We start from the raw sequence: 20,392 nt of genomic DNA, 5'->3' as shown, positions 1-20,392 counted from the left end.
CAGCCCCCCCGAAGGGGACTGCGGCCCGCCGTCTCACATCGACAAGCGATCCGATCAGCCGCGAAGGGCCTGGACCGCGGCTTCGAGCCGCTTGCCGAAGTCGCCGTCCGCCTGGCGGAAGTTGTTGATCGCCCGCTCGACGATGTCGTCACGGGAGACCTTGGCGATGAAGCCGGACAGGTTCTCGATCAGACGGGACTTCTCGTCCTCGGAGTACAGGCGGTAGAGGTTGCCCGCCTGGACGAAGTCGTTGTCCTCGCGGTGCACGGGGGCGGCGTGGTTGCCGGTGCCACCCGTCAGCGCGATGGGCTGCCACAGCGGGCGGTCCGTCTGGTGCGGGCCGCCGAAGCTGTTCGGCTCGTAGTTCTTCGCGCCCTTGTGGCGGCCGTCGTACAGGTGGCCGTCACGGGAGTGGGTGCGCGCCTCGGTGGCGTGCGGGCGGTTCACCGGCAGGTGGTCGGCGTTGATGCCGACGCGGTAGCGGTGGGCGTCGCCGTAGCCGAAGAGACGGCCCTGGAGCATCTTGTCCGGGGACGGACCGATGCCGGGGACGAAGTGCGCCGGCGAGAAGATCGACTGCTCGACCTCGGCGAAGACGTTCTCCGGGTTGCGGTTGAGCTCCAGCTTGCCGATCTCGATCAGCGGGTAGTCCTCGTGCGGCCACACCTTGGTGAGGTCGAACGGGTTGAAGCGGTACTCGGCCGCCTCGGCCTCCGGCATGATCTGGACCTGCACGGTCCAGGACGGGAAGTCGCCGCGCTCGATCGACTCGCGCAGGTCGCGCTGGTGGGAGTCGGGGTCCTCACCGGCGAGCCGGTTGGCCTCGGCCTGGGTGAGGTTCTTGATGCCCTGGTCGGTCTTGAAGTGGTACTTGACCCAGAAGACCTCGCCGGCCTCGTTGTTCCACTGGAACGTGTGCGAGCCGAAGCCGTTCATGTGGCGGTAGGACGCCGGGATGCCGCGGTCACCGAACAGCCAGGTCACCTGGTGGGTGGACTCGGGCGACAGACCCCAGAAGTCCCAGACGTTGTCCGCCTCCTGCGAGCCGGTGTACGGGTCGCGCTTCTGGGTGTGGATGAAGTCCGGGAACTTGATGGCGTCCTTGATGAAGAACACCGGGGTGTTGTTGCCGACGAGGTCGTAGTTGCCCTCTTCGGTGTAGAACTTCAGCGCCCAGCCGCGGGGGTCGCGCACGGCGTCGGCGCTGCCGAGGTTGCCGGCGACGGTGGAGAAGCGCAGGAAGGTCTCGGTCTGCTTGCCGACCTCGGAGAGGAACTTCGCCCGGGTCCACTGCGAGACGTCACGGGTGAGCGTGAAGGTGCCGTACGCGCCGGCGCCACGGGCGTGCACCACGCGCTCCGGGATGCGCTCGCGGTTGAAGTGCGCGAGCTTCTCCAGCAGCAGCTGGTCCTGGACCAGAACGGGGCCGCCGACGCCAGCGGTCTCACTGTTCTGGTTGTCGGCAACCGGAGCCCCGGCCTCCGTGGTGAGCGGTCCCTGTGTCACGTGCGCCTCCTGCGTCATTCCTGCATGTCCTGTCGCTTGGCCTCTGCCGTGATCGATTCTACGATGGACAATGTCTAATTCAAGTAAACATCCAAGTCCGCACAGGTTCGGGAGTTACACCGAGTCCCCTCGCTGTTAGGCTGGCGTCTATGAGTGACCTGCTGGAACGACTTCGCGGACGCGGATGGCGCATGACCGCACAGCGGCGTGTCGTGGCCGAGGTGCTCGACGGTGACCACGTTCACCTGACGGCCGACGAGGTCCACGCACGCGCGGTGGCCAAGCTCCCCGAGATCTCGCGCGCCACGGTGTACAACACGCTGGGCGAGCTCGTCACGCTCGGCGAGGTCTTGGAGGTCTCCACGGACCGCCGGGCCAAGCGGTACGACCCGAACGCACACCGGCCCCACCAGCACCTGGTCTGCGCCCGGTGCGGCGCGATCCGCGACGTCCACCCGGCGGGCAACCCGCTGGCCGACCTGCCGGACGCGGAGCGCTTCGGCTTCGTGGTCTCGGCGGTCGAGGTGACGTACCGCGGGGTGTGCCCGAACTGCGCGGGCGCGTAGCCAACGAAAAAAGTGGGGCCCGGGAGCGATGCTCCCGGGCCCCACTGCGTTCCTCTGCCCCGTTGCCCTACTGCATTGCCCTACTCGTTGCACGGTTGCACTGGAAACGACTGAAGGCCCGGATCCATGGGATCCGGGCCTTCGGCCTTCAGTAGCGGGGACAGGATTTGAACCTGCGACCTCTGGGTTATGAGCCCAGCGAGCTACCGAGCTGCTCCACCCCGCGTCGGTAAACCTGACTTTACGTGACGCCACCCGGCAGATGCAAATCGGTTAACTTCAGGCCGACAGCTCCTCGGCCAGGGCCTCGCGCAGACGGGCCGCCCGGGCCGAGACCTCCGCCGGGCCCAGTTCCATGGCGCGCACGCACCACTTCTGGCCTTCCGCGAGGTCCCCGTGCCGGGCGGCCAGCAGACCCAGCCGCAGCGCCGCGCGGCCGTGGCCGGCCACCGCCGCGCGGGTCCACCACAGCGCCGCCTCCGGCTCGCTCCCCTCGCGGGCCAGCAGCAGCCCCAGGTTGAACGCGCCGTTGCGGGAGCCGGCCTCCGCCGCCTCCCGGTACCACCGGGCGGCCGCGACCAGGTCTCCCCGGGCCGCGGCCAGCATGCCCACCCGTACCTGCGCCCGCCGGTGGCCCAGCTCGGCGGCACGCTCGTACCACTCCTCGCTCTCGGTGCGCTCCACGCCGCCCACGGGCTCGCCCAGTGCCACCGGCTCCGGCGGCGGGGCCAGCGACTCCAGCAGCGAGGCCAGCCGGAAGGCCGCCTCGGCGCTGCCGCCCCCGGCCGCGCAGCGCAGGTGCCGCTCGGCCGCGCGGTCCTCCCCGTCGCGGACCAGTGCGATGCCGACCTGGAGCGCCGCGTCCGTGTGCCCGGCCGAAGCCGCCCGCTCGTACCACTTCAGCGCGGTGCGGTCCTCGTCCCGGCTCGCGAACAGGATCCCGAGGTTGAAGGCGGCGTCCACGCTGCCCGCCTCGGCCGCCTTCGAGAACCACGGCTCGGCGCCCTCCGCGTCCCCGCCCTGGAGCAGCAGGATGGCCAGCGCGTTGGCCGCCTCGCGGTGCCCCGCGTAGGCCGCGCGCCGGTACCACTGCTCGGCCTGCGCCGTCCGCTCCTGTGCCGCGCACAGCAGCGCCAGGTTGTACGCCCCGTTCTGGTCGCCCGCGTCCATCGCGGCCCGGTACCACTTCTCCGCCGTCTGGGTCTCGCCCCGCGCCGCGTGCATGGCGCCGAGCGCGTTGGCCGCGTTGCCGTCGCCGTCCTGCGCCGCCCGCAGCCACCACGTGGCCGCGTTCTCCTCGTCCCCGGCGTCGCGCAGCAGGAAGCCGAGCGCGCACGCCGCCCGCGCCTCTCCCTGCTTGGCGGAGGTCAAGTACCAGCGCCCGGCCTCCTTGAGTTCGCCGCGCGCCTCCAGCAGCGCGCCCAGGTGGAGCGCGGCGCGCCGGTGTCCACGCGCGGCGGCCTGCCGGTACCACTGCTCGGCCTCGGCGGGGTCGCCCTTGCGCAGGTGCCGCGCCAGCCGGTAGGCGGCCTCGCGGTGCCCCTGCTCGGCGGCGGCGCGGAACCACCGCTCCACGCCCTTGTCGCCGCGGTGTTCCAGCAGGTCCGCCAGCCCGTACGCCCCCAGCGCGTGGCCGGACTCCGCCGCCTGGCGCAGCCAGTACTCGGCGGCCGGCTCGTCCCCCCGCTCGCGGAAGTGGCGGCCGAGCGCGTGCGCGGCCGGAGCGGATCCGGCCACGGCTGCGACCCGCCACCAGCCGGCGGCGTCTTCCGGGTAACCCCGCTGGTGGAGCAGTACACCGAGGTTGTTCGCGGCCGCGCGGTCACCCTCCGCGGTGGCGCCGCGCAGGTAGCGCTCGGCCCCGGCCAGGTCGCCCCGGCGCAGCAGCAGCGCCCCGAGCACGCTCATCGCGCCGGGGTCACCCTTGTCCGCGGCCACCCGGTGCCGGGCCTCGAGCTCCGCGTCACTGGCCGCGTCGGCCTCCACGAACGCTTCTTCCGTCAACCCCGCATCGATCGGTGCGGTCTGCGCGTTGACAGCCTGAGCCGCCTCTTCGACCTCCACGTCCGACTCGGCCCCCGCCCTCGCAAACCGCCCTGTCTCCAGCAGAGTTGAGCTGTCCCCCATAAATCCCATCGTCGCATCACCTGCTACCCGCGTACACCTGGTATGTCGCAGCCAGTGAGGTCACTACAGCGTTTTGTCGACATGCCCACAGAGAGACAAGTCAAACACGCTCCTACCCCAACTCACCCGCCCCAGTGACCTCGTGTCCACGCCGGACACGACGAAGGCCCGGATCCCATGGATCCGGGCCTTCGTCTTCAGTAGCGGGGACAGGATTTGAACCTGCGACCTCTGGGTTATGAGCCCAGCGAGCTACCGAGCTGCTCCACCCCGCGTCGGTGAAACCACAGTATCACGGACGCGGGACGGAGCCGTACCGACGGTGTCGGCGCGACGAACGGCCCCTAGCCGCCTGGCTGGGGCGCCGTCAGCTTCGCCTCCGCGTCGACCGCCCGCTTCAGCGCCGCCTGCAGATCGCTCTGCGCCTTGCCGTACGCCGCCCAGTCGCCGGCCTTCAGAGCCTTGTCGGCATCCTCCACCGCCTTCTGCGCGTCACCGAGGGCCGCCTTCACCGTCGGGTCCTGACTGGTCGGCGGCGTGGTGGTGCCGTCGCCCGGTGGGGTCGTCGGGTTGGTCGGCGTCGTGGGCACGGTCGGCGCCTCGGCCCCGAACACCACATTCAGCGCCTTCTCCAGCGTGTCCTCGAAGGCGGTCTGCCCGCCGTAGGTCACCAGCACCTTGCGCAGCAGCGGGTACTTCAGCCCGGAGCTGCGCACGTACACCGGCTCCACGTAGAGCATCCCGCCGTCGAGCGGCACCGCGAGCAGGTTTCCGTACTCGACCTCGGAGTCACCGCCGCGCAGCAGGCGGATGGATTCGGCGATCTTCGGTTCGGACTGGAACTTGCTCTGCACCTGCTTGGGGCCGTCGACCGGCTTGCTGGTCGGCAGCTTCAGGATTCTGATCTTGCCGTAGTCCGCGGTGCCCGGATCGGCGTTGACCGCCATGAAGGCGCTCAGGTTGTCCCGCTCGTTCGGCGTGAACGTCGTGGTGAGCGAGAAGACCTGGTCCTTCTCCTTCTGGCCCGGCATCTTCATCGACAGGTAGTACGGCGGAACCGCCGTACCGGCCTTGGTGGTCGGGTCGTCCGGAACGGCCCAGGCCTCACTGCCGCTGAGGAAGGTCTGCGGGTCCGTGACGTGGTAGCGGGTCAGCAGCTCGCGCTGGACCTTGAAGAGGTCCTGCGGGTAGCGGATGTGGTCCATGAGCGTCTTGGAGATCTCGCTCTTGGGCTTGACCGTCCCCGGGAACGCCTTCATCCAGGTCTTGAGGACCGGGTCCTGGGTGTCCCACTGGTACAGGCTGACCGTGCCGTCGTACGCGTCGACCGTGGCCTTCACCGAGTTGCGGATGTAGTTGACCTGGTTCTCCTGCGCCACGACCGCGCGCTGGCTGTTGGTCAGCGAGTCCGCGGTGCTCTGGCCCAGCGTGGTGCGCGAGGCGTACGGGTAGCCGTTGGTGGTCGTGTACGCGTCGACGATCCACTTGATCCGGCCGTCGATGACCGCCGGGTAGGGGGCTCCGTCGATGGTCAGCCACGGCGCGACGGCCTCGACGCGCTCCTTGGGCGTGCGGTTGTACAAGATCCGCGATCCGTCGCCGATGGCGCCGGAGTACAGGATCTGCGGCTCGTTGAAGGTGAGCGCGTACGCGGCCCGGTTGACCGGGTTGTCGAGATTGACGCCGGAGTCGCCTTCGTAGCTCGTCTCCTTCTCGCCCTTGTCGTCCGAGTAGTCGAGCTCCTTCTGCGGTCCACCGACGATCGAGTACTGCTTCGTCTGCTCGCCGTAGTAGATGCGCTGCTCGAAGTCCGTCCCGAACATGCCCTTGGAGGGGAGGTCGGACTGGGTGAAGTCCGGGGCGCCCTGCTCCCCGACGGTGGTTCCCTTGGCCGCGACCACGCCGTAGCCGTGGGTGTACTTGAAGTGGTCGTTGATCCAGTTGTTCTTCGGGATGCCGCCGATGTTCAGCTCGCGCAGGCCGATGACGGTGTCCTGGCCCTTGTACCGGTCCACGGCGAGCGTGGACGGGAAGGCGTAGTAGCCCTTGACCTGCTGGAGCTGCTGGAAGGCCGGGGAGACGATGTTCGGGTCGAGCAGGCGGATGCTGGCCGTGGTGTCGGCGGCCTTGCGCAGCTGGCCCTTGTCGGTGCCCGCGGCCGGTACGCCCGCGTAGTCCGTGACGTCGGTGCCGGCGATCCCGTACGCGTCACGCGTCGCCTTGATGTTCTTCTCGACGTACGGCGATTCCTTGGCCTGCTCGTTCGGCTGGACCTGGAACTTCTGGACGATCGCCGGGTACAGGCCGCCGATCAGGATCGCCGAGAGCACCATCAGGCCGAAGCCGATGACCGGCAGCTGCCAGGTGCGGCGCCACAGCGTCGCGAAGAACAGCCCGGCGCAGATCGCGGCGATGGCGACCAGAATCGTTTTGGCCGGCAGATAGGCATTGGCATCGACGTACCGCAGACCGGTCCAGTTGTCCGCCGCCTTGAAGTCGCTGGACTTCACGGCGAGGCCGTACCGGTCGAGCCAGTACGCGAGCGCCTTGAGGGAAACGAAGAGGCCCAGCAGCACCGACAGGTGCCCGGTCGCCGCGGCGGTGGCCCGGGCGCCCGGGCTGGTCACGCGCAGTCCGCCGTAGAGGTAGTGCACGACGGCCGCGGCGATCACCGACAGCACGACCGCGGCGAAGCCGAAGCCGAGCAGGAAGCGGTACCAGGGCAGGTCGAAGGTGTAGAACGACACGTCCATGTGGAACTGGGGGTCCTTCTGTCCGAAGGCCACCCCGTTCACATACATCAGCCAGGTCTTCCACTGGCCGGCCGCCGAGGCGCCCGCGATCAGGCCCACGAGCGCGGCGATGCCCAGCAGCAGCCACCTCCGGTACGGCGAGATGCTCATCCGGTAGCGGTCGAGGCTCTGCTGCTCCACCGACATCGCGCTCAGCGGCGGCCTCAGCCGGTGCGCCAGCCAGATGTTCAGCCCGACGGCACCGGCCATCAGCAGGCCGAAGACGGCGAAGAGGCCGATCTTCGTCCACAGGGTGGTGGTGAAGACGGTGGAGTACTTGACGGAGCGGAACCAGAGCCAGTCGGTCCAGAAGCCCGCGAACATGATGAACGCCATGGCCAGCACGGCCAGGACGCCCAAGGTCATCAGAAGGGTTCGGGCGCGCCGGGAGGGGCGGCCGACTCTCATCCGTGGCCCGGAGGGGCCTCCGCCGCGGTCCGGCATCTGGAAAGCCAAGGTGCGCACCTCGAAAGTCGCTGTGTTGTGTCAGGTGTTGAACGGGCCCCCGATCGTAGGGCCCACTCATGCAACTTACTGAGGCTTTAGTCAGTTCCCGGTATCGGATGGAAAGGAGGCAGGATGTTTCCCATGTCCAACCTTTCGCCTTCCCCCGGCACCCCCATGGCGGCCAGCCCGCTGACCCGCGCCTGCCTCGAGATCGACGAGTACGCGGCCGGCCTCGGCTGGGACCAGCCCGCGCGGCTGTTCGCCCTCGTCGACACCGCCAAGCTCAAGAAGCAGGAGCCGCGCCTGGCCGGCCAGCTCGGACTCGACCAGGACGACGCCGGCAAGAGCTCCCTCACCCCGATCGAGCAGGACGAGCTACCGGCGGGCACCGCCCTCGACAAGTTCCTGGGCACCGTCGCCTGGCCCGATGCGGTCGTCGGCTGCGCGCTGACCGTGGAGCGGCTGATGCTGCCGCCGTCCGCCGAGGCCTCCGTACCGGAGGGGCTCAACGACAAGCAGCTGGCGAAGTGGGTCGCCGGGCACCCCGAGCGCCAGGAGGTCCGCCTGACGGTGGCCGTGCTGCGCGACGGCTCGCGCGAGTCGGCCGTACGGCTGCGGGAGAAGGACTCCTCGACCGAGGTGCTCACCGGCGGTGGCCTGGTGCCCGGGCTGGCGGAGGCGCTGGCGGCGACCTTCTCGTAGAAGCCCCGGCGGGGGGATGCGGCAGAGCGGGCGCGGTCAGGACTTGGTGCACTGCGCCAGCGCGGCCGTGTCCCCCTTGCTGATCTTCTGCAGCGCCTTCACCGCGTCGTCGATGGTGGAGACCTTCACGAGGGTCAGCCCGCCGGGCACGTCGGCCGCGGCGGCGGCGCAGTTCTCGGCCGGGGTCAGGAAGTATTTTGCGCCGGCCTGGCGGGCGCCGATGGTCTTCATCTGGATGCCACCGATCGGGCCGACCTTGCCGGCGTCGTCGATGGTGCCGGTGCCGGCGATGAACTTCCCGCCGGTCAGGTCCTCGGGCGTGAGCTTGTCGACGATGCCGAGGGCGAACATCAGGCCGGCGCTCGGGCCGCCGACGTCGGCGAGCTTGATGTCGATCGTGAACGGGAAGGTGTGGTCGGTGCCGGCCCGGATGCCGACGATGGCGTGACCGTCGCCCTCCGCCTTGCCCGTGACGATCGTGACCTTGGTCAAGCCGGTGGGCTCGCGGTGCGCCTTCGCCGCCTCGGCCGACTCCGCGGCGGGCACGATGGTGAACTCGACGGGCTCCCCGGGCTTGTGCTTGGTGACGAGCTTGGCCACGTCGTCGGGGGCGGTGACGGGAGCGCCGTCCACGGCCCGGATCACGTCGCCGGCGTGCAGCTTGCCCTCGGAGGGGCTGCCCTTGACGACGGAGGCGACGATCACGCGCGCGGAGACCGGGATGCCGAGCTGCTTGAGAGCGGCCACCTTGGCGCTCTGCTGCGACTGGCTGAACTCCTCGGCGTTCTCCTGGGTGGACTCCTGGTCCGTCTTCCCGTTCGGGTAGAGGTTCTCGTGCGGTACGACGATGTTGTCCCCGGCCAGCCAGCCGTACACCGCTTCCAGAAGGTTCATGTCGTAGTCCGCGCCCGTGACGCGGACCGTCGTCATGTTCAGGTGCCCGCTGGTGGGATACGTCTTGCGCCCCGACACGTTCAGTACGGGCTCGCCGTGCGAGTCCCCGAGCGTGTTCACGGTCGGGCCCGGGCTCATCTCGGAGTACGGGACCCTGATGAACACCCCTGCGCAGAGCAGCGCGAACAGCATGAGGGTGGAGGCGAGCATCGTCGCAGTGCGGCGTGGCATGGATCGACAGTACGGGACGGCCCTGACGCGCGGCCGCTCGGGCCGGTCCGTACGGGACTCCGGGACACCTCAGACGGCGTCGGAACCGGAGTGCGCGTCTGCCTTCGCCCTGGCCTGTTCGTCCTTGCCCATGGCTTCACGGAACCTCGCGTAGCCCGCGAGCTCGGATATGTCGCCGGCCGTACGGTCGCGTGCCGCCCAGCTGCCCCATATCGCCGCTCCGATCGCGGCGAACAGCGGAATCAGCAACCACGCCAGAGACGCCATGGGCGTGCCTCCCTACCCGGAAAATACGTGTCGTCGTTGGTGGCTTCAACGCTCGTGCCCGGGAGGGGGTTACGCAAATCGAGGGCGTGTTGCGCGGCCGAACGGGGGTGACGCTACCCCCTTGCGGGGGCAGCGCCGCAGCCGGGGGCTTCAGCAGGCGCCGACCCATTCCTCGGTGCCGTCGGAGAAGGTCTGGTGCTTCCAGATCGGGACCTCGTGCTTGAGGTCGTCGATCAGCATCCGGCAGGCCTCGAAGGCCTCGCCGCGGTGCGGGCAGGACACGGCGACGACGACCGCGAGGTCGCCCACGGAGAGGTCGCCCACGCGGTGCACGGCGGCCAGGGCGCGGACCGGGTACTTCGCCACGACCCGCTCGGCGACGCGGCGCATCTCCGCCTCGGCCGTGGGGTGGCAGGAGTAGCCGAGGGAGTCGACGTCGGCTCCGCCGTCGTGATTGCGCACCGTGCCGACGAAGAGCGTCGTACCTCCCGTCGCGTCGTCCCCGACGGCCTGGAAGACCTCGTCGAGCGAGAGGGGGGTTTCACGGATCTCGAGCAGCCGGATCGGATCCGGAGCGGGCTGCTCGCCGGGGTGGTCGAAGTGCGGTGCCATGGCTTCCATCGTGCCCTAGCCGCTGACGCGGCGGAATAGCCGATTCGCCCGGCCCGCACCCGCCTCCTTGGGAGCCTCCTACAGAAACCCCGACCCCGCCCGGGGCCGGAATCCCGCCCCGCCGGCGTCCGAGGCGCGGGGCCGGTCAGATGCCGCGGCGGCGCCGGGCCGCACGGACCACGGCGGCGGCGCCCAGCAGCGCGACCGTCGCACCGGCCGCACCCGCGGCGGTGGCGTCCTTGCGGCCCAGCCGGCGGCCCACGACGGTGTGCCGGCCCGCGACCTCCTGGAGGAGCTCGGCCAGCACCTCCTCGTTCGTCCACCGCGGCCGCCACCCCGCCGCGTGCAGCCCGCTGATGCTGACCACCCACGGGTGCATCGTGTACGCCAGGTCACCGGCCGGGGACGGCGTCAGGCCGATCCGGTGCAGCCGGGCCGCCGCGCCCAGCGCGACCGCGGACGGCAGCTCCATGCGGCGGATGCCGCTCAGCTCCTCGACCTCCTCCTGCTCCAGCCACCCCTCGCAGCCCACCGCGAGCTCGCCCTCGACCTTCTCCAGGGCCGCGTACTCCAGCGCGCTGACCAGGTCCTCCACGTGGCAGAACTGCCACCTGGGACGCGATCCCGCCACCACCAGCAGCCGCGGCGACTCGAAGTACCGGGTCAGCGCGGTGTCCGTGCCGCCGACCAGGACCGCCGGCCGGACCACGGTGACGTTCAGGCCCGGGTGCGCCCGCGGCGCCCGGCGGCCCAGCCGCTCGATCTCCAGCAGGTCGCCGACGCCGGTCGCCTCGGCGGTGGCCCGCAGCTCCGCGTCCTCCGAGAGCGGGATGTCGTTGTCCGGCAGCGCCCCGTAGACCATCGCGGAGGTGCACAGCACGACCCGGTGCACCCCGGCCGCCGCGGCGGCGGTGAGCACGGTCTGGGTCCCGCGCACGTTGTACGCGGTGCGGGCGGCCGGATCCGTCTCCAGATCGAGGTCGAGCGCCAGGTGGACCACCACGTCCGCGCCGCGCAGCTTCTCCGCGATCGCCGGGTCCCGTACGTCCAGCACGTGCCACTGCGCGGCCGCGCAGTCCCCGCGCCGCTCGTCGATCGCGACGACCTGCTTGACCTCGTCGGAGGCGGCCAGCCGGCTCACCAGGGCCGCGCCGACGCCCGAGGCGGCGCCGGTCACGGCGATCACGGGGCCGCGCACGACCGGGTTTCGCGGCTGGCGAACGCCGTGGGCGCTGTCAGCGTGCTCAGGGCGGTCATCGGCGTCGTCAGTCGCTCGAACCTGCGGATCTCGGGAACTCACCGGGCGTCTCCAGCGGTTGTCTTCAGTAGGGACGCGCCGTGGACGCGTACCCACCAGGTGATGTCCATCCTGCCGCAGCCCAGGAGCCGGCGGAGCACCGAGCCCGGAAGCGGGTGTGGTGTCTACGCTGGGTGGTGTTGTCGGACCATTGCCCGTCGGCTCCCGCCGGCGGCCCTACGAGCCGAGGAAACCCGTGAGCGACACCCCATTCGGATTCGGCCTTCCGCCGGAGGAGCCGGACAACGGCGACGAGGGCAAGAAGAAGGGCAATCAGGGCGGTCAGGGCGGCCCGGCGAATCCGTTCGGGTTCCCCGGCATGGGCCTGCCGGGCGGCGCCGGCGGCCAGGGCGGGGCGGACAATCCCTTCGCCGCGATGTTCGGCTCCATGAATCCGAACGACCTCGGTGCGGCCTTCCAGCAGCTCGGCCAGATGCTGAGCTACGAGGGCGGTCCCGTGAACTGGGACATGGCCAAGGACATCGCCCGCCAGACCGTGGCGCAGGGCACCGCGGACGGGGTCAAGGACGCCAGCGTCGGCCTCGCCGAGAAGTCCGCGGTCGAAGAGGCCGTACGGCTCGCCGACCACTGGCTGGACGGCGTGACCTCGCTGCCCTCGGGCGCGGCCACCGCCGTGGCGTGGAGCCGCGCCGAGTGGGTCGAGGCGACCCTCCCGGTGTGGAAGGAGCTCGTGGACCCGGTCGCCGAGCGCGTCGGCACGGCCATGGGCAGCGTCCTGCCCGAGGAGATGCAGGCCATGGCGGGCCCGCTGCTCGGCATGATGCGCTCCATGGGCGGCGCCATGTTCGGCCAGCAGATCGGCCAGGCCGTCGGCGTCCTGGCGGGCGAGGTCGTCGGCTCGACCGACGTCGGGCTGCCGCTGGGCCCGGCCGGCAAGGCCGCTCTCCTCCCGCTGAATGTGGAGAGCTTCGGCAAGGACCTGGGCGTCCCCATGGACGAGGTGCGGCTGTACCTGGCGCTGCGCGAGGCCGCCCACGCGCGGCTCTTCGCGCACGTGCCGTGGCTGCGCTCGCACCTGTTCGGCGCGGTCGAGGGCTACGCCCGCGGCATCAAGGTCGACACCTCGAAGCTGGAGGACGTGGTCGGCCAGCTCGACCCGACGAATCCGGAGCAGCTGCAGGAGGCGCTCCAGGGCGGCATGTTCCAGCCGCAGGACACCCCCGAGCAGAAGGCCTCGCTGGCCCGGCTGGAGACGGCGCTCGCGCTGGTCGAGGGCTGGGTGGACGCGGTCGTGCACGAGGCGGCCAAGCCCCGGCTGACCTCGGCCGACGCCATGCGCGAGACCATGCGCCGGCGGCGCGCCTCGGGCGGCCCGGCGGAGCAGACCTTCGCGACGCTGATCGGGCTGGAGCTGCGCCCGCGCAGGCTGCGCGACGCCTCGCGGCTGTGGGCCTCGCTGACCGACGCGCGCGGTGTGGACGGCCGCGACGGTCTGTGGGAGCACCCGGACATGCTGCCGACCGCCTCCGACCTGGACGACCCGGACGGGTTCGTGCACCGCGAGCAGCTGGACTTCTCGGAGATCGACAAGATGCTCGGCGAGGCCGCGCAGCAGCGGGACGAGAAGCGTGAGCAGGGCGACGGCGACGGCGAGGGTGAAGAGAAGAAGTGAGCCTGTACGACGACACGGTCCTCGTGCTCAAGGGCTACGAGGACCAGCCCGAGCTGCGCGACCTGTACCTGGAGCACCTCGCCGCCCACCCCGACGGGATCTACAAGCCCTGCCGGGCCGGCCACATCACCGGCAGCGCGCTGGTGGTCGACCCCGCGGGCGGGCGCGTACTGCTGACCCTGCACAAGAAGCTCGGCATGTGGCTGCAGATGGGCGGCCACTGCGAGCCCGATGACGCCACGATCGCGGGAGCGGCGCTGCGCGAGGCCCGCGAGGAGTCGGGCATCGCCCCGGGGCTGACCCTGCTGCCGGGCGGCCCGGTGCGGCTGGACCGGCATCCGATCCCGGCGCCGTGCAACTGGCACTTGGACGTGCAGTACGCGGCGCTGGCCCCGGCCGGAGCGGTCGCGGAGATCAGCGAGGAGTCGCTGGACCTGCGCTGGTTCCCGTACGAGGAGGTGGCGGCGGTGGCCGACGGCTCGGTCGTGCGGCTGCTGGAGGCGACCCGGGCGCGCCTGGGAGCGTGACGCAGGGAAGGGAAAGGGGCGGTCCCGGATCTCCGGGGCCGCCCCTCGCGCAGGTCAGTTCCAGGCGTTGTTCTGGTTCTGGGCGTGGGCGCCGTGCTGGCCCACGCCGAACTGCGCCGCGGCGCCCTGCCCGAGCTGGGCGTTCTGCGGGGGCAGTACCTCGCTGGGCTGGACCAGCGCGAAGCCGGTGCCGAGGAAGCTGAGCTCCCAGCCCTCGCCGGTGTTGCCGCGGCGCCGCCAGACGCCCGTGGAGTGCGTCTGGGCCTGCATCTGCACGCGCAGCGAGGTGGACCAGGCGACGATGGCGTCCGCGTCGGCATTGACGTACTTGTCGGGCGTGACCTGCATCATCAGCGGCTGCCCGGAGGTCATCAGGGCGACCTTGCCGCGGCCGGTGATGTTGAGCTGGTACTTCCCGGAGCCGGAGATCCCGTACTGGCTGTCCACCGCGATGACCTCGGTGTGCAGGGTGGAGTCCAGGGCCAGCACGTAGCTGCTGTCGACGGTGAGCCCGTCCTGGTCCACGTCCAGGACGTGGACGTACTGCGCCAGGTTGGCCAGGTACACGGTGCCCTGCCCGGAGCAGCGCATCAGGTCGAGGCCCTCGCCGGTGCGGCGGCGGGCGTTGCGCTGCGTGGTGCTCTGGTACTCGCCGTCGAAGTCGATGATCCCCTGGTAGGCGACCATGGCGCCCTTGCGGGCGAGCACGTCGTCGGAGCCGCTCAGCGAGACCCGCAGCAACTGCGGGTTCTGGACGGTGTACCGGTCTTGGGACTGCGCCTCGGCGTGGGCGAAAAGTGCGCTCTGCATGATGTGTCCGCTCCCCCTCAGCCCCGGGTCCGGAGCCGGTCGGTGCTGTCCTCGCTGGGCTGTACGACGACGATGCCCTGGCCGGAGAAGGCCATCTGGTAGGCCTCCCCGCTGCCTCGGCCGATCATCGACGAGGCCTTGAAGCTGCGCTTGCCCTTGACCTTGAGATTCGGCGACCAGGCGACGAGTGCGTCCGGGTCGACGTACGTCTCGTCCTCGCCGCGGCCGCAGTCGACCACGATCGGCGTGCCGCGCGAGGTGATCGCGACCCAGCCGGTGCCGGCGACCTGGACGTTGAACAGGCCCTGGCCGGCGAACTTGGCCATGCCCTTGACCCGCTCGACGCCCCACTGGAGGTGGGCGTCGAAGGCGAGCAGATTGGTGCCGTTGACGGAGAGGGCGTCGTTGTTGAGGTTGATGACGACGACGTCGGCGCCGTAGTCGGCGAGGTAGAGCAGGCCGTCGCCGGTGCACTTCATCAGCGGGGCGCCCTCCCCGGTGAGCCACTGCGAGGCCATCTGGCGCACGGCCGGCGGGTTGGGCTCGTACTGGACGAAGCCCTCGTACGCGACCATCGAGCCGGTGCGGGCGAAGAGGTCCTGGCCGCTCTGCATGGCGACCTTGAGCATGGCCCGGCCGTGGTTCTCCATGCGGGCCGTGACGGGCGTGGGGGCGTAGCCCGCGAGCTGCTGGTTCATTGCGTTCATGACGGGCTCCCTCAGACCTCGTACGGCTGGACGACGATGAAGTTGCCGGGGGCGCCGCGGAACTGGAGGTTCACGGTCTCCCCGCTGTGGCCGGGGTAGGCGTTGCGGCGCAGCCGGACCTGGCTGGAAATGATCACCTGGGACGCGGCGGACCAGGCGACGATGGCGTTGCTGTCCGCGAAGGTGGTCGGGGTGACGGGCAGGACGACGGGGACGCCGTGCGTCTTGACGATCACCGTGCCGGAGCCCTGGAACTGCATGGTGAAGAGGGCGCCGCCGGGGATGCCGTGGCCCTCGATGCGCCGGACCTCGTGCTGGAGGGACTCGTCGAAGGCGAGGACGCTCTCGGCTGAGACGCAGATTCCGTCGCCCTGGAGCTCGATGGCGTGCAGGTGGGCGCCGTTCTCGGCGAGGAAGACCTGGCCGCGGCCGGTGCAGCGCATCAGCTGCATCTCCTGGCCGGTGGCGTTGCCGACGACGCGGCCGGCGAAGCCCGCGCCCTTGTAGCTGAAGTCGACCTTGCCCTGGTAGAGCACCATGCTGCCCTGGCGGGCCAGGACGGGCTGGCCGCCCATCGACAGGTCGACCCGCATGAGCTGCTGGTTCTGCGGGGTCCAGCGGGCGCCGGTGGGGGCTTCCTTGTACGGCTGGAGGGCCGCGGCGAGGCCGGCGCCGGCCTGCGGGAACGGGGCGCCGGGCTGCTGGCCGTACGCGGGCGGCTGCTGGCCGGGGACCTGGCCCGGGACCTGGCCGTACGCGGGCGGCTGCTGCCCGTAGGGCGCGGGGGCCGGCGCGGGCGGCGGGACCTGGCCGTAGGGCGCGGGGGCCGGCGGGGCGAGCGGGGCGGCCATGGTCGGGGCCGCGTGGACGGGCTGCTGGTACGGCGCGGGGGCCGGGGCGGGCGGCGGCGGGGCCTGGACCGGGGCGCCGAACGACGGCGCGGGGGCCGGGACCGGGGTCTGCGCGGGCGCGGGGGACGCGGCGGGTGCGCCGAAGGCCGGCGGGGCGAACCCGGGCGCCGCGGCGGCGGCCTGCGGCGGGACCTGCGGATCGGGCTGCTGCTCCTCGGCGACCTCGCCGCCGAAGTTCTTCAACAGCGCGGAGAGCCCGCCGTCGAAACCCTGGCCGACGGCGGCGAAGCGCCACACGTCCTTGAGGTAGAAGTCACCGATCATCAGGGCGCGCTCAGTGGTGAACTCGGCGCCGGTGAACGCGTACCGCACGACCTCCTCGCCGCCCGCGACGATCCGGATGTAGCCGGGTCCGATCTGCGACATCTGGCCGGCGCCGTCGATGGAGGCGGCAAAGGAGAGCTTGTGGATGCCCGCCGGAACACGGTCCAGGGTCACCCGGAAGGATTCGGTGTCACCGGCCTGCGCGCCGAGCTGCTGAATGGACTCTTCCGGCGACTTCGGCTGGTTGTAGAAGACGAAGTAGCGGTCGTCCGACAGCTGCTCGTTCGCGTCGAGGCCGAAGCAGCTGATGTCGATGGCGAGTCCGGGGCCGGCGATCTGGATGCCCACGTACAGGTCTGTGCCCGCCGTCAGATCACTGATCTTGGCCTTGTGACCGCGTTGGAATTCCCTGCCCATACGTAACGACCGTCCCCCATCCCGACTGTGAATGCGTGCCGCTCAGGCTAGCCGCATCTGCCGACATCCGGCCAAGTCGGTACCGACCCGGGACATTTCACGGTGTGCGACATCCCGGCGATTCCCGGTGCATTCCCGGGCTATTCGTCGCGGGCGGCCGGCACCTTCGGCAGGCGCTCGGCGGCGACGACTCCCTCCAGGTAGCCACGGGCGCGCTCGGTGCGCGGGTACGCCTCCAGCAGCTGCCAGAAGCGGGGGCCGTGGCCGGGCACGAGGAGGTGGGCCAGCTCGTGCAGCAGCACGTAGTCGACCACGTATTCGGGCATGCCCTGGAGGCGGTGCGAGAGCCGGATGCTGCCCTCGGCGGGGGTGCAGGAGCCCCAGCGGGTGTTCTGGTTGGTGACCCAGCGGACGGTGCGGGGGCGGGCGCGGCCGCTGAAGTACTGGTCGGACAAACACTCGGCGCGCTCGGTGAGTTCCGCGTCCCCGAGGGTGCGCCGGCTTTCCTGGGCGGCCAGTTTGTCGAGCATCACGCCCACCCAGCGCTGCTCCTCCGCCTCGGACATCCGGGCAGGGATGAGGACGACCGTACGGTCACCCTCACGGTAGGCGGATACGGTCCTGCGGCGGCGCGCGCTCCGGCGGACTTCGACGGCGCGCTGCGATGGATCGGCGGACACGGCACGACGGTACCCGGTCGCCGTGGCCGAAGTCCCGCCCGTCCGGGGTTCGAACATGATCGATTCGTGGTCGGCGCGCGGAACGCACCCTTTCTCCATCTCATATGCCTAATACCTCTCACCTGTGGACAAATTCCTGCGGGCAATTCGGCGGGCGGGCAATGTTGCGGAAGAGCGAACAGGAATGCGGAAGCGGTAAGCGAATCGAGGGGGACGGCCATGTATCCGAAGGTGAAGCCCGCACTGGCACGGGCCTGGCGGGATCTGGAGACGGTGCAGTTCGGGGTGACGCCCGCGCACGCGGTGGTGCTCGGTCCGGTGGACACCGCGACGGGCGCCCTCATCGACCGGATCGACGGGACGCGGGGCATGGAGCTGCTGCGGACGGAGGGCGGCGCGATGGGGCTGTCCGAGGGGCGGGTGGACGGGCTGGTGCGGGGCTTGGCTGCGGCCGGGCTGCTCGATGACGCCACCGCCGGCGGACCCCGGGCCCAGGCGGTCCGGTCGCGGCCGGGGACCCTGGAGCGGCTGGAGCCTGACCTGGGCTCGCTGTCCCTGGTCCACCGCGAGCCGGGCGGGGACTTACGGGGAGTCGCGGCCCGGCGGGGGATACGGGTGCAGGTGCGCGGGAGCGGCCGGGTGGGCGGGGTGATCGCCGCGGTCCTGGCGGGGGCGGGCGTGGGCCGGGTCGAGGTGCTCGACGGGGGCCGGGTGGAGCCGGCCGATGTGGCGCCGGGCGGGATGACGCCCGGGAGCGTGGGCCGCCTGCGGGCGGAGGCCGCGCGGAGCATGGTGCGCGAGGCGGCCCCGGGGCGCGGCCCCCGTGCCGGGGAGAGCGGTGGCCCGGAGCCCGGATTGGCCCTGGTGGTGGTCGCGCCCCGGGACGGGCTGCAGTCCTGGGCCCCCGATCCGCAGTCCGCGGCCGACTGGGTCGCCACCGGTACCCCGCACCTGTACGCGGGCGTGCTGGAGGGGACCGGGCTGGTGGGACCTCTGGTGCTGCCCGGGGCCACGGCGTGCGCGGGGTGCATGGAGCGCGACCGGGTGGCGCGGGACCCGGCCTGGCCGCGGATGCTGGTCCAGTGGCGCTCGGCCCACCGCCGCCGGGCGGCCGCCGCCTGCGACCTGGGACTGGCCGCGGCGGTGGCCGGGCTGGCCGCGGCCCATGCGCTGTCCTTCCTCGACGGTGAACTGCCCGCTTCCACGGGCGCCCGGTGGGAGGCCGCCCTGCCCACCCTCCACTGGCAGCCCACCCCGGTCCGTGCGCATCCCGACTGCCCCTGCGGCGCGGACGCCCGGGCCGAGCCGGTGGGGGTGGCCGCGGCAGCGGGCTCGGACCCGCCGGGAGGGCCATGACAGGATGCTTTTTGGCCGAGGGTTCACCTTGGGGGTCGGACCGAACCGCCGCTCGCGGCACAGCTGTCTGGGAATTGGAGGGGCGTATGTCTGATCTTCCCCGGAAGGCGGTCACCCGTACCGTCAAGCTGGCCGCGCTGCCGCTCGGCATCGCAGGTCGGGCCACGTGGGGGCTGGGCAAGCGGCTCGGGGGCAAGTCTGCGGAGATCGTGGCGCGCGAGCTCCAGCAGCGCACCGCCGAGCAGTTGTTCCGCACGCTCGGGGAGTTGAAGGGCGGCGCCATGAAGTTCGGGCAGGCGCTCTCGGTCTTCGAGTCGGCCCTGCCCGAGGAGGTCGCCGGGCCCTACCGGGCGGCGCTGACCAAGCTCCAGGAGGCGGCCCCGCCGCTGCCGGCGGCGACGGTGCACCGGGTGCTGGCCGAGCGGCTGGGCGCGGACTGGCGGGATCTGTTCGAGGAGTTCGAGGACAAGCCGGCCGCGGCGGCCTCGATCGGGCAGGTGCACCGGGCGGTGTGGCACGACGGCCGCGAGGTGGCGGTCAAGGTCCAGTACCCGGGGGCCGGTGAGGCGCTGCTCTCGGACTTGAAGCAGTTGAGCCGGTTCGCGGGGCTGTTGGGGCCGCTGATACCCGGCATGGACATCAAGCCGCTGATCACGGAGTTGCGCGACCGGGTCTCCGAGGAGCTCGACTACGAGCTGGAGGCCGAGGCGCAGCGGACCCACGCGGACGCGTTCGACGGCGACGAGGACGTGGTCGTGCCGGACGTCGTGCACCAGGGCGACCAGGTGCTGGTGACCGAGTGGATGGAAGGGACCCCGCTGTCGGAGGTCATAGCCGACGGCACCCAGGAGCAGCGCGACCGCGCAGGACAGCTGCTGGCCCGGTTCCTCTTCTCCGGGCCCGCCCGTACCGGGCTGCTGCATGCCGATACGCACCCGGGCAACTTCCGGCTCATATCGGGGGCGGACGGCCGGATGCGGCTGGGGGTGCTGGACTTCGGCACGGTGGACCGGCTGCCCGGCGGCTGGCCCAAGCCCATCGGCAGGTCACTGCGGATGACGCTGGACGGTGACGCCGAGGGGGTCTACGGGCACCTGTGCGCCGAGGGGTTCGTGAAGAAGTCCATCGAACTCGACCCCGACGCGGTACTGGACTACCTCAAGCCCATCATCGAGCCCGCCGAGGCCGAGGAGTTCACCTTCACGCGGCCGTGGCTGCGCGGCCAGGCGGCGCGGATCGCCGATCCGCGCTCCCCCGCCCACCAGTTGGGCCGGCAGATCAACCTGCCGCCCTCGTACCTGCTGATCCACCGGGTGACGCTGAGCACGATCGGTGTGCTGTGCCAGCTGGGCGCGACGGTTCGCCTCCGGGACGAACTGGAGTCCTGGCTCCCGGGGTTCCTGTCGGAGGACTAGGCGCTCACCTTCACCACCAGCTGGAGTCGAGGCGGCCCTCGATGGCCCGGATGTTGGCCCGGGCGCAGTCGTGGCAGAAATAGTGCCTGCTGCCGTTCTCCATGGAGCAGGTCCAGGTGGGCGGGGCGCCGTCCGGGGACTGGGCGCCGCAGCGGGCGCAGACGACGGGCCGGGCCTCTGGGCCCGGCGCGGCGGGGTGGGGATTCGGCTGGTCCACCTCCAGACGATATC

General features: G+C 71.2%; 18 protein-coding genes and 2 tRNA genes. 6 read left to right on the top strand and 14 right to left on the bottom strand.

All coding sequences use genetic code 11. The features are described from left to right. Positions 1-54: 54 nt before the first annotated feature. A complete protein-coding gene (locus ACFWB8_RS24130) occupies positions 55-1,524 on the bottom strand; it encodes a catalase (RefSeq protein ID WP_385230681.1) in 1,470 nt (489 codons plus the stop codon). 131 nt (positions 1,525-1,655) lie between these two features. Between ACFWB8_RS24130 and ACFWB8_RS24125 the strand changes: the two genes are divergently transcribed. After that, complete coding sequence (locus ACFWB8_RS24125; protein WP_385230678.1) at positions 1,656-2,072, top strand: Fur family transcriptional regulator; 417 nt, start codon at positions 1,656-1,658, stop codon at positions 2,070-2,072. Between the two features lie 152 nt (positions 2,073-2,224). On the opposite strand, the gene ACFWB8_RS24120 is transcribed toward ACFWB8_RS24125, so the two are convergent. The 4 genes from ACFWB8_RS24120 to ACFWB8_RS24105 all read right to left on the bottom strand — a co-directional run bounded on the left by ACFWB8_RS24120 (position 2,225) and on the right by ACFWB8_RS24105 (position 7,435). Continuing rightward, positions 2,225-2,298, bottom strand: a tRNA-Met gene (locus ACFWB8_RS24120). Positions 2,299-2,351: 53 nt separating this feature from the next. Beyond that, on the bottom strand, positions 2,352-4,199 hold the full coding sequence (locus ACFWB8_RS24115; protein WP_385230675.1) for a tetratricopeptide repeat protein: 1,848 nt from the start codon (positions 4,197-4,199) through the stop codon (positions 2,352-2,354). A gap of 201 nt (positions 4,200-4,400) precedes the next feature. Then, a tRNA-Met gene (locus ACFWB8_RS24110) sits at positions 4,401-4,474 on the bottom strand. A gap of 69 nt (positions 4,475-4,543) precedes the next feature. After that, positions 4,544-7,435, bottom strand: a complete 2,892-nt coding sequence (locus ACFWB8_RS24105; protein WP_385230693.1) for a UPF0182 family protein — start codon at positions 7,433-7,435, stop codon at positions 4,544-4,546. A gap of 135 nt (positions 7,436-7,570) precedes the next feature. Between ACFWB8_RS24105 and ACFWB8_RS24100 the strand changes: the two genes are divergently transcribed. Next, complete coding sequence (locus ACFWB8_RS24100) at positions 7,571-8,140, top strand: PPA1309 family protein (RefSeq protein ID WP_385230672.1); 570 nt, start codon at positions 7,571-7,573, stop codon at positions 8,138-8,140. A 36-nt stretch (positions 8,141-8,176) separates the two neighbouring features. Here ACFWB8_RS24100 and ACFWB8_RS24095 read toward each other — a convergent pair whose 3' ends face one another. The 4 genes from ACFWB8_RS24095 to ACFWB8_RS24080 all read right to left on the bottom strand — a co-directional run bounded on the left by ACFWB8_RS24095 (position 8,177) and on the right by ACFWB8_RS24080 (position 11,444). Further along, positions 8,177-9,265 (bottom strand): PDZ domain-containing protein, encoded by a 1,089-nt coding sequence (locus ACFWB8_RS24095; protein ID WP_385230669.1) that lies wholly within the window; start codon positions 9,263-9,265, stop codon positions 8,177-8,179. A 69-nt stretch (positions 9,266-9,334) separates the two neighbouring features. Beyond that, positions 9,335-9,532, bottom strand: a complete 198-nt coding sequence (locus ACFWB8_RS24090; RefSeq protein WP_385230666.1) for a hypothetical protein — start codon at positions 9,530-9,532, stop codon at positions 9,335-9,337. 150 nt (positions 9,533-9,682) lie between these two features. Continuing rightward, positions 9,683-10,144, bottom strand: a complete 462-nt coding sequence (locus ACFWB8_RS24085) for a molybdenum cofactor biosynthesis protein MoaE (protein WP_385230663.1) — start codon at positions 10,142-10,144, stop codon at positions 9,683-9,685. A gap of 145 nt (positions 10,145-10,289) precedes the next feature. Further along, on the bottom strand, positions 10,290-11,444 hold the full coding sequence (locus tag ACFWB8_RS24080; RefSeq protein ID WP_385230661.1) for an SDR family oxidoreductase: 1,155 nt from the start codon (positions 11,442-11,444) through the stop codon (positions 10,290-10,292). 193 nt (positions 11,445-11,637) lie between these two features. Here ACFWB8_RS24080 and ACFWB8_RS24075 point away from each other — a divergent pair, with 193 nt between their 5' ends. Further along, a complete protein-coding gene (locus tag ACFWB8_RS24075; RefSeq protein WP_385230658.1) occupies positions 11,638-13,074 on the top strand; it encodes a zinc-dependent metalloprotease in 1,437 nt (478 codons plus the stop codon). Next, positions 13,071-13,601, top strand: coding sequence for an NUDIX hydrolase (locus ACFWB8_RS24070; protein ID WP_385230655.1), 531 nt, complete (start codon positions 13,071-13,073; stop codon positions 13,599-13,601). The genes ACFWB8_RS24075 and ACFWB8_RS24070 overlap by 4 nt, the downstream gene beginning before the upstream one ends. 54 nt (positions 13,602-13,655) lie before the next feature. Here the strand turns inward: ACFWB8_RS24070 and ACFWB8_RS24065 are convergent, their stop codons facing one another. The 4 genes from ACFWB8_RS24065 to ACFWB8_RS24050 all read right to left on the bottom strand — a co-directional run bounded on the left by ACFWB8_RS24065 (position 13,656) and on the right by ACFWB8_RS24050 (position 17,447). Further along, the gene (locus tag ACFWB8_RS24065; protein ID WP_385230652.1) at positions 13,656-14,411 is read right to left on the bottom strand and encodes an AIM24 family protein; all 756 of its coding nucleotides are present in this window, start codon (positions 14,409-14,411) and stop codon (positions 13,656-13,658) included. 17 nt (positions 14,412-14,428) lie between these two features. Further along, positions 14,429-15,109, bottom strand: a complete 681-nt coding sequence (locus tag ACFWB8_RS24060; RefSeq protein WP_385230690.1) for an AIM24 family protein — start codon at positions 15,107-15,109, stop codon at positions 14,429-14,431. A gap of 20 nt (positions 15,110-15,129) precedes the next feature. Next, complete coding sequence (locus ACFWB8_RS24055) at positions 15,130-16,710, bottom strand: TerD family protein (RefSeq protein WP_385230649.1); 1,581 nt, start codon at positions 16,708-16,710, stop codon at positions 15,130-15,132. Between the two features lie 140 nt (positions 16,711-16,850). Then, on the bottom strand, positions 16,851-17,447 hold the full coding sequence (locus ACFWB8_RS24050) for a M48 family metallopeptidase (RefSeq protein WP_385230646.1): 597 nt from the start codon (positions 17,445-17,447) through the stop codon (positions 16,851-16,853). A 162-nt stretch (positions 17,448-17,609) separates the two neighbouring features. Between ACFWB8_RS24050 and ACFWB8_RS24045 the strand changes: the two genes are divergently transcribed. Together ACFWB8_RS24045 and ACFWB8_RS24040 are read left to right on the top strand one after the other, a co-directional pair. Then, positions 17,610-18,746, top strand: a complete 1,137-nt coding sequence (locus ACFWB8_RS24045; protein WP_385230643.1) for a TOMM precursor leader peptide-binding protein — start codon at positions 17,610-17,612, stop codon at positions 18,744-18,746. An 86-nt stretch (positions 18,747-18,832) separates the two neighbouring features. After that, entirely contained in the window at positions 18,833-20,161 is a 1,329-nt protein-coding gene (locus ACFWB8_RS24040; RefSeq protein ID WP_385230640.1) for an ABC1 kinase family protein, read from the top strand. Between the two features lie 10 nt (positions 20,162-20,171). On the opposite strand, the gene ACFWB8_RS24035 is transcribed toward ACFWB8_RS24040, so the two are convergent. Next, entirely contained in the window at positions 20,172-20,378 is a 207-nt protein-coding gene (locus tag ACFWB8_RS24035) for a hypothetical protein (protein ID WP_385230637.1), read from the bottom strand. Positions 20,379-20,392 lie beyond the last annotated feature (14 nt).

Source organism: Streptomyces sp. NPDC060031 (genome assembly GCF_042736805.1).
Taxonomy (GTDB): Bacteria; Actinomycetota; Actinomycetes; order Streptomycetales; family Streptomycetaceae; genus Streptomyces.
This window is presented reverse-complemented; position numbering and strand designations above follow the sequence as displayed.

Bases quoted from the DNA above. Each gene is read 5' to 3' on its own strand.
- ACFWB8_RS24130 (WP_385230681.1), bottom strand. From the start codon at position 1,524: ATGACGCAGGAGGCGCACGTGACACAGGGACCGCTCACCACGGAGGCC.
- ACFWB8_RS24125 (WP_385230678.1), top strand. From the start codon at position 1,656: ATGAGTGACCTGCTGGAACGACTTCGCGGACGCGGATGGCGCATGACC.
- ACFWB8_RS24115 (WP_385230675.1), bottom strand. From the start codon at position 4,199: ATGGGGGACAGCTCAACTCTGCTGGAGACAGGGCGGTTTGCGAGGGCG.
- ACFWB8_RS24105 (WP_385230693.1), bottom strand. From the start codon at position 7,435: ATGCCGGACCGCGGCGGAGGCCCCTCCGGGCCACGGATGAGAGTCGGC.
- ACFWB8_RS24100 (WP_385230672.1), top strand. From the start codon at position 7,571: ATGTTTCCCATGTCCAACCTTTCGCCTTCCCCCGGCACCCCCATGGCG.
- ACFWB8_RS24095 (WP_385230669.1), bottom strand. From the start codon at position 9,265: ATGCCACGCCGCACTGCGACGATGCTCGCCTCCACCCTCATGCTGTTC.
- ACFWB8_RS24090 (WP_385230666.1), bottom strand. From the start codon at position 9,532: ATGGCGTCTCTGGCGTGGTTGCTGATTCCGCTGTTCGCCGCGATCGGA.
- ACFWB8_RS24085 (WP_385230663.1), bottom strand. From the start codon at position 10,144: ATGGCACCGCACTTCGACCACCCCGGCGAGCAGCCCGCTCCGGATCCG.
- ACFWB8_RS24065 (WP_385230652.1), bottom strand. From the start codon at position 14,411: ATGCAGAGCGCACTTTTCGCCCACGCCGAGGCGCAGTCCCAAGACCGG.
- ACFWB8_RS24060 (WP_385230690.1), bottom strand. From the start codon at position 15,109: ATGAACCAGCAGCTCGCGGGCTACGCCCCCACGCCCGTCACGGCCCGC.
- ACFWB8_RS24055 (WP_385230649.1), bottom strand. From the start codon at position 16,710: ATGGGCAGGGAATTCCAACGCGGTCACAAGGCCAAGATCAGTGATCTG.
- ACFWB8_RS24050 (WP_385230646.1), bottom strand. From the start codon at position 17,447: ATGTTCGAACCCCGGACGGGCGGGACTTCGGCCACGGCGACCGGGTAC.
- ACFWB8_RS24045 (WP_385230643.1), top strand. From the start codon at position 17,610: ATGTATCCGAAGGTGAAGCCCGCACTGGCACGGGCCTGGCGGGATCTG.
- ACFWB8_RS24040 (WP_385230640.1), top strand. From the start codon at position 18,833: ATGTCTGATCTTCCCCGGAAGGCGGTCACCCGTACCGTCAAGCTGGCC.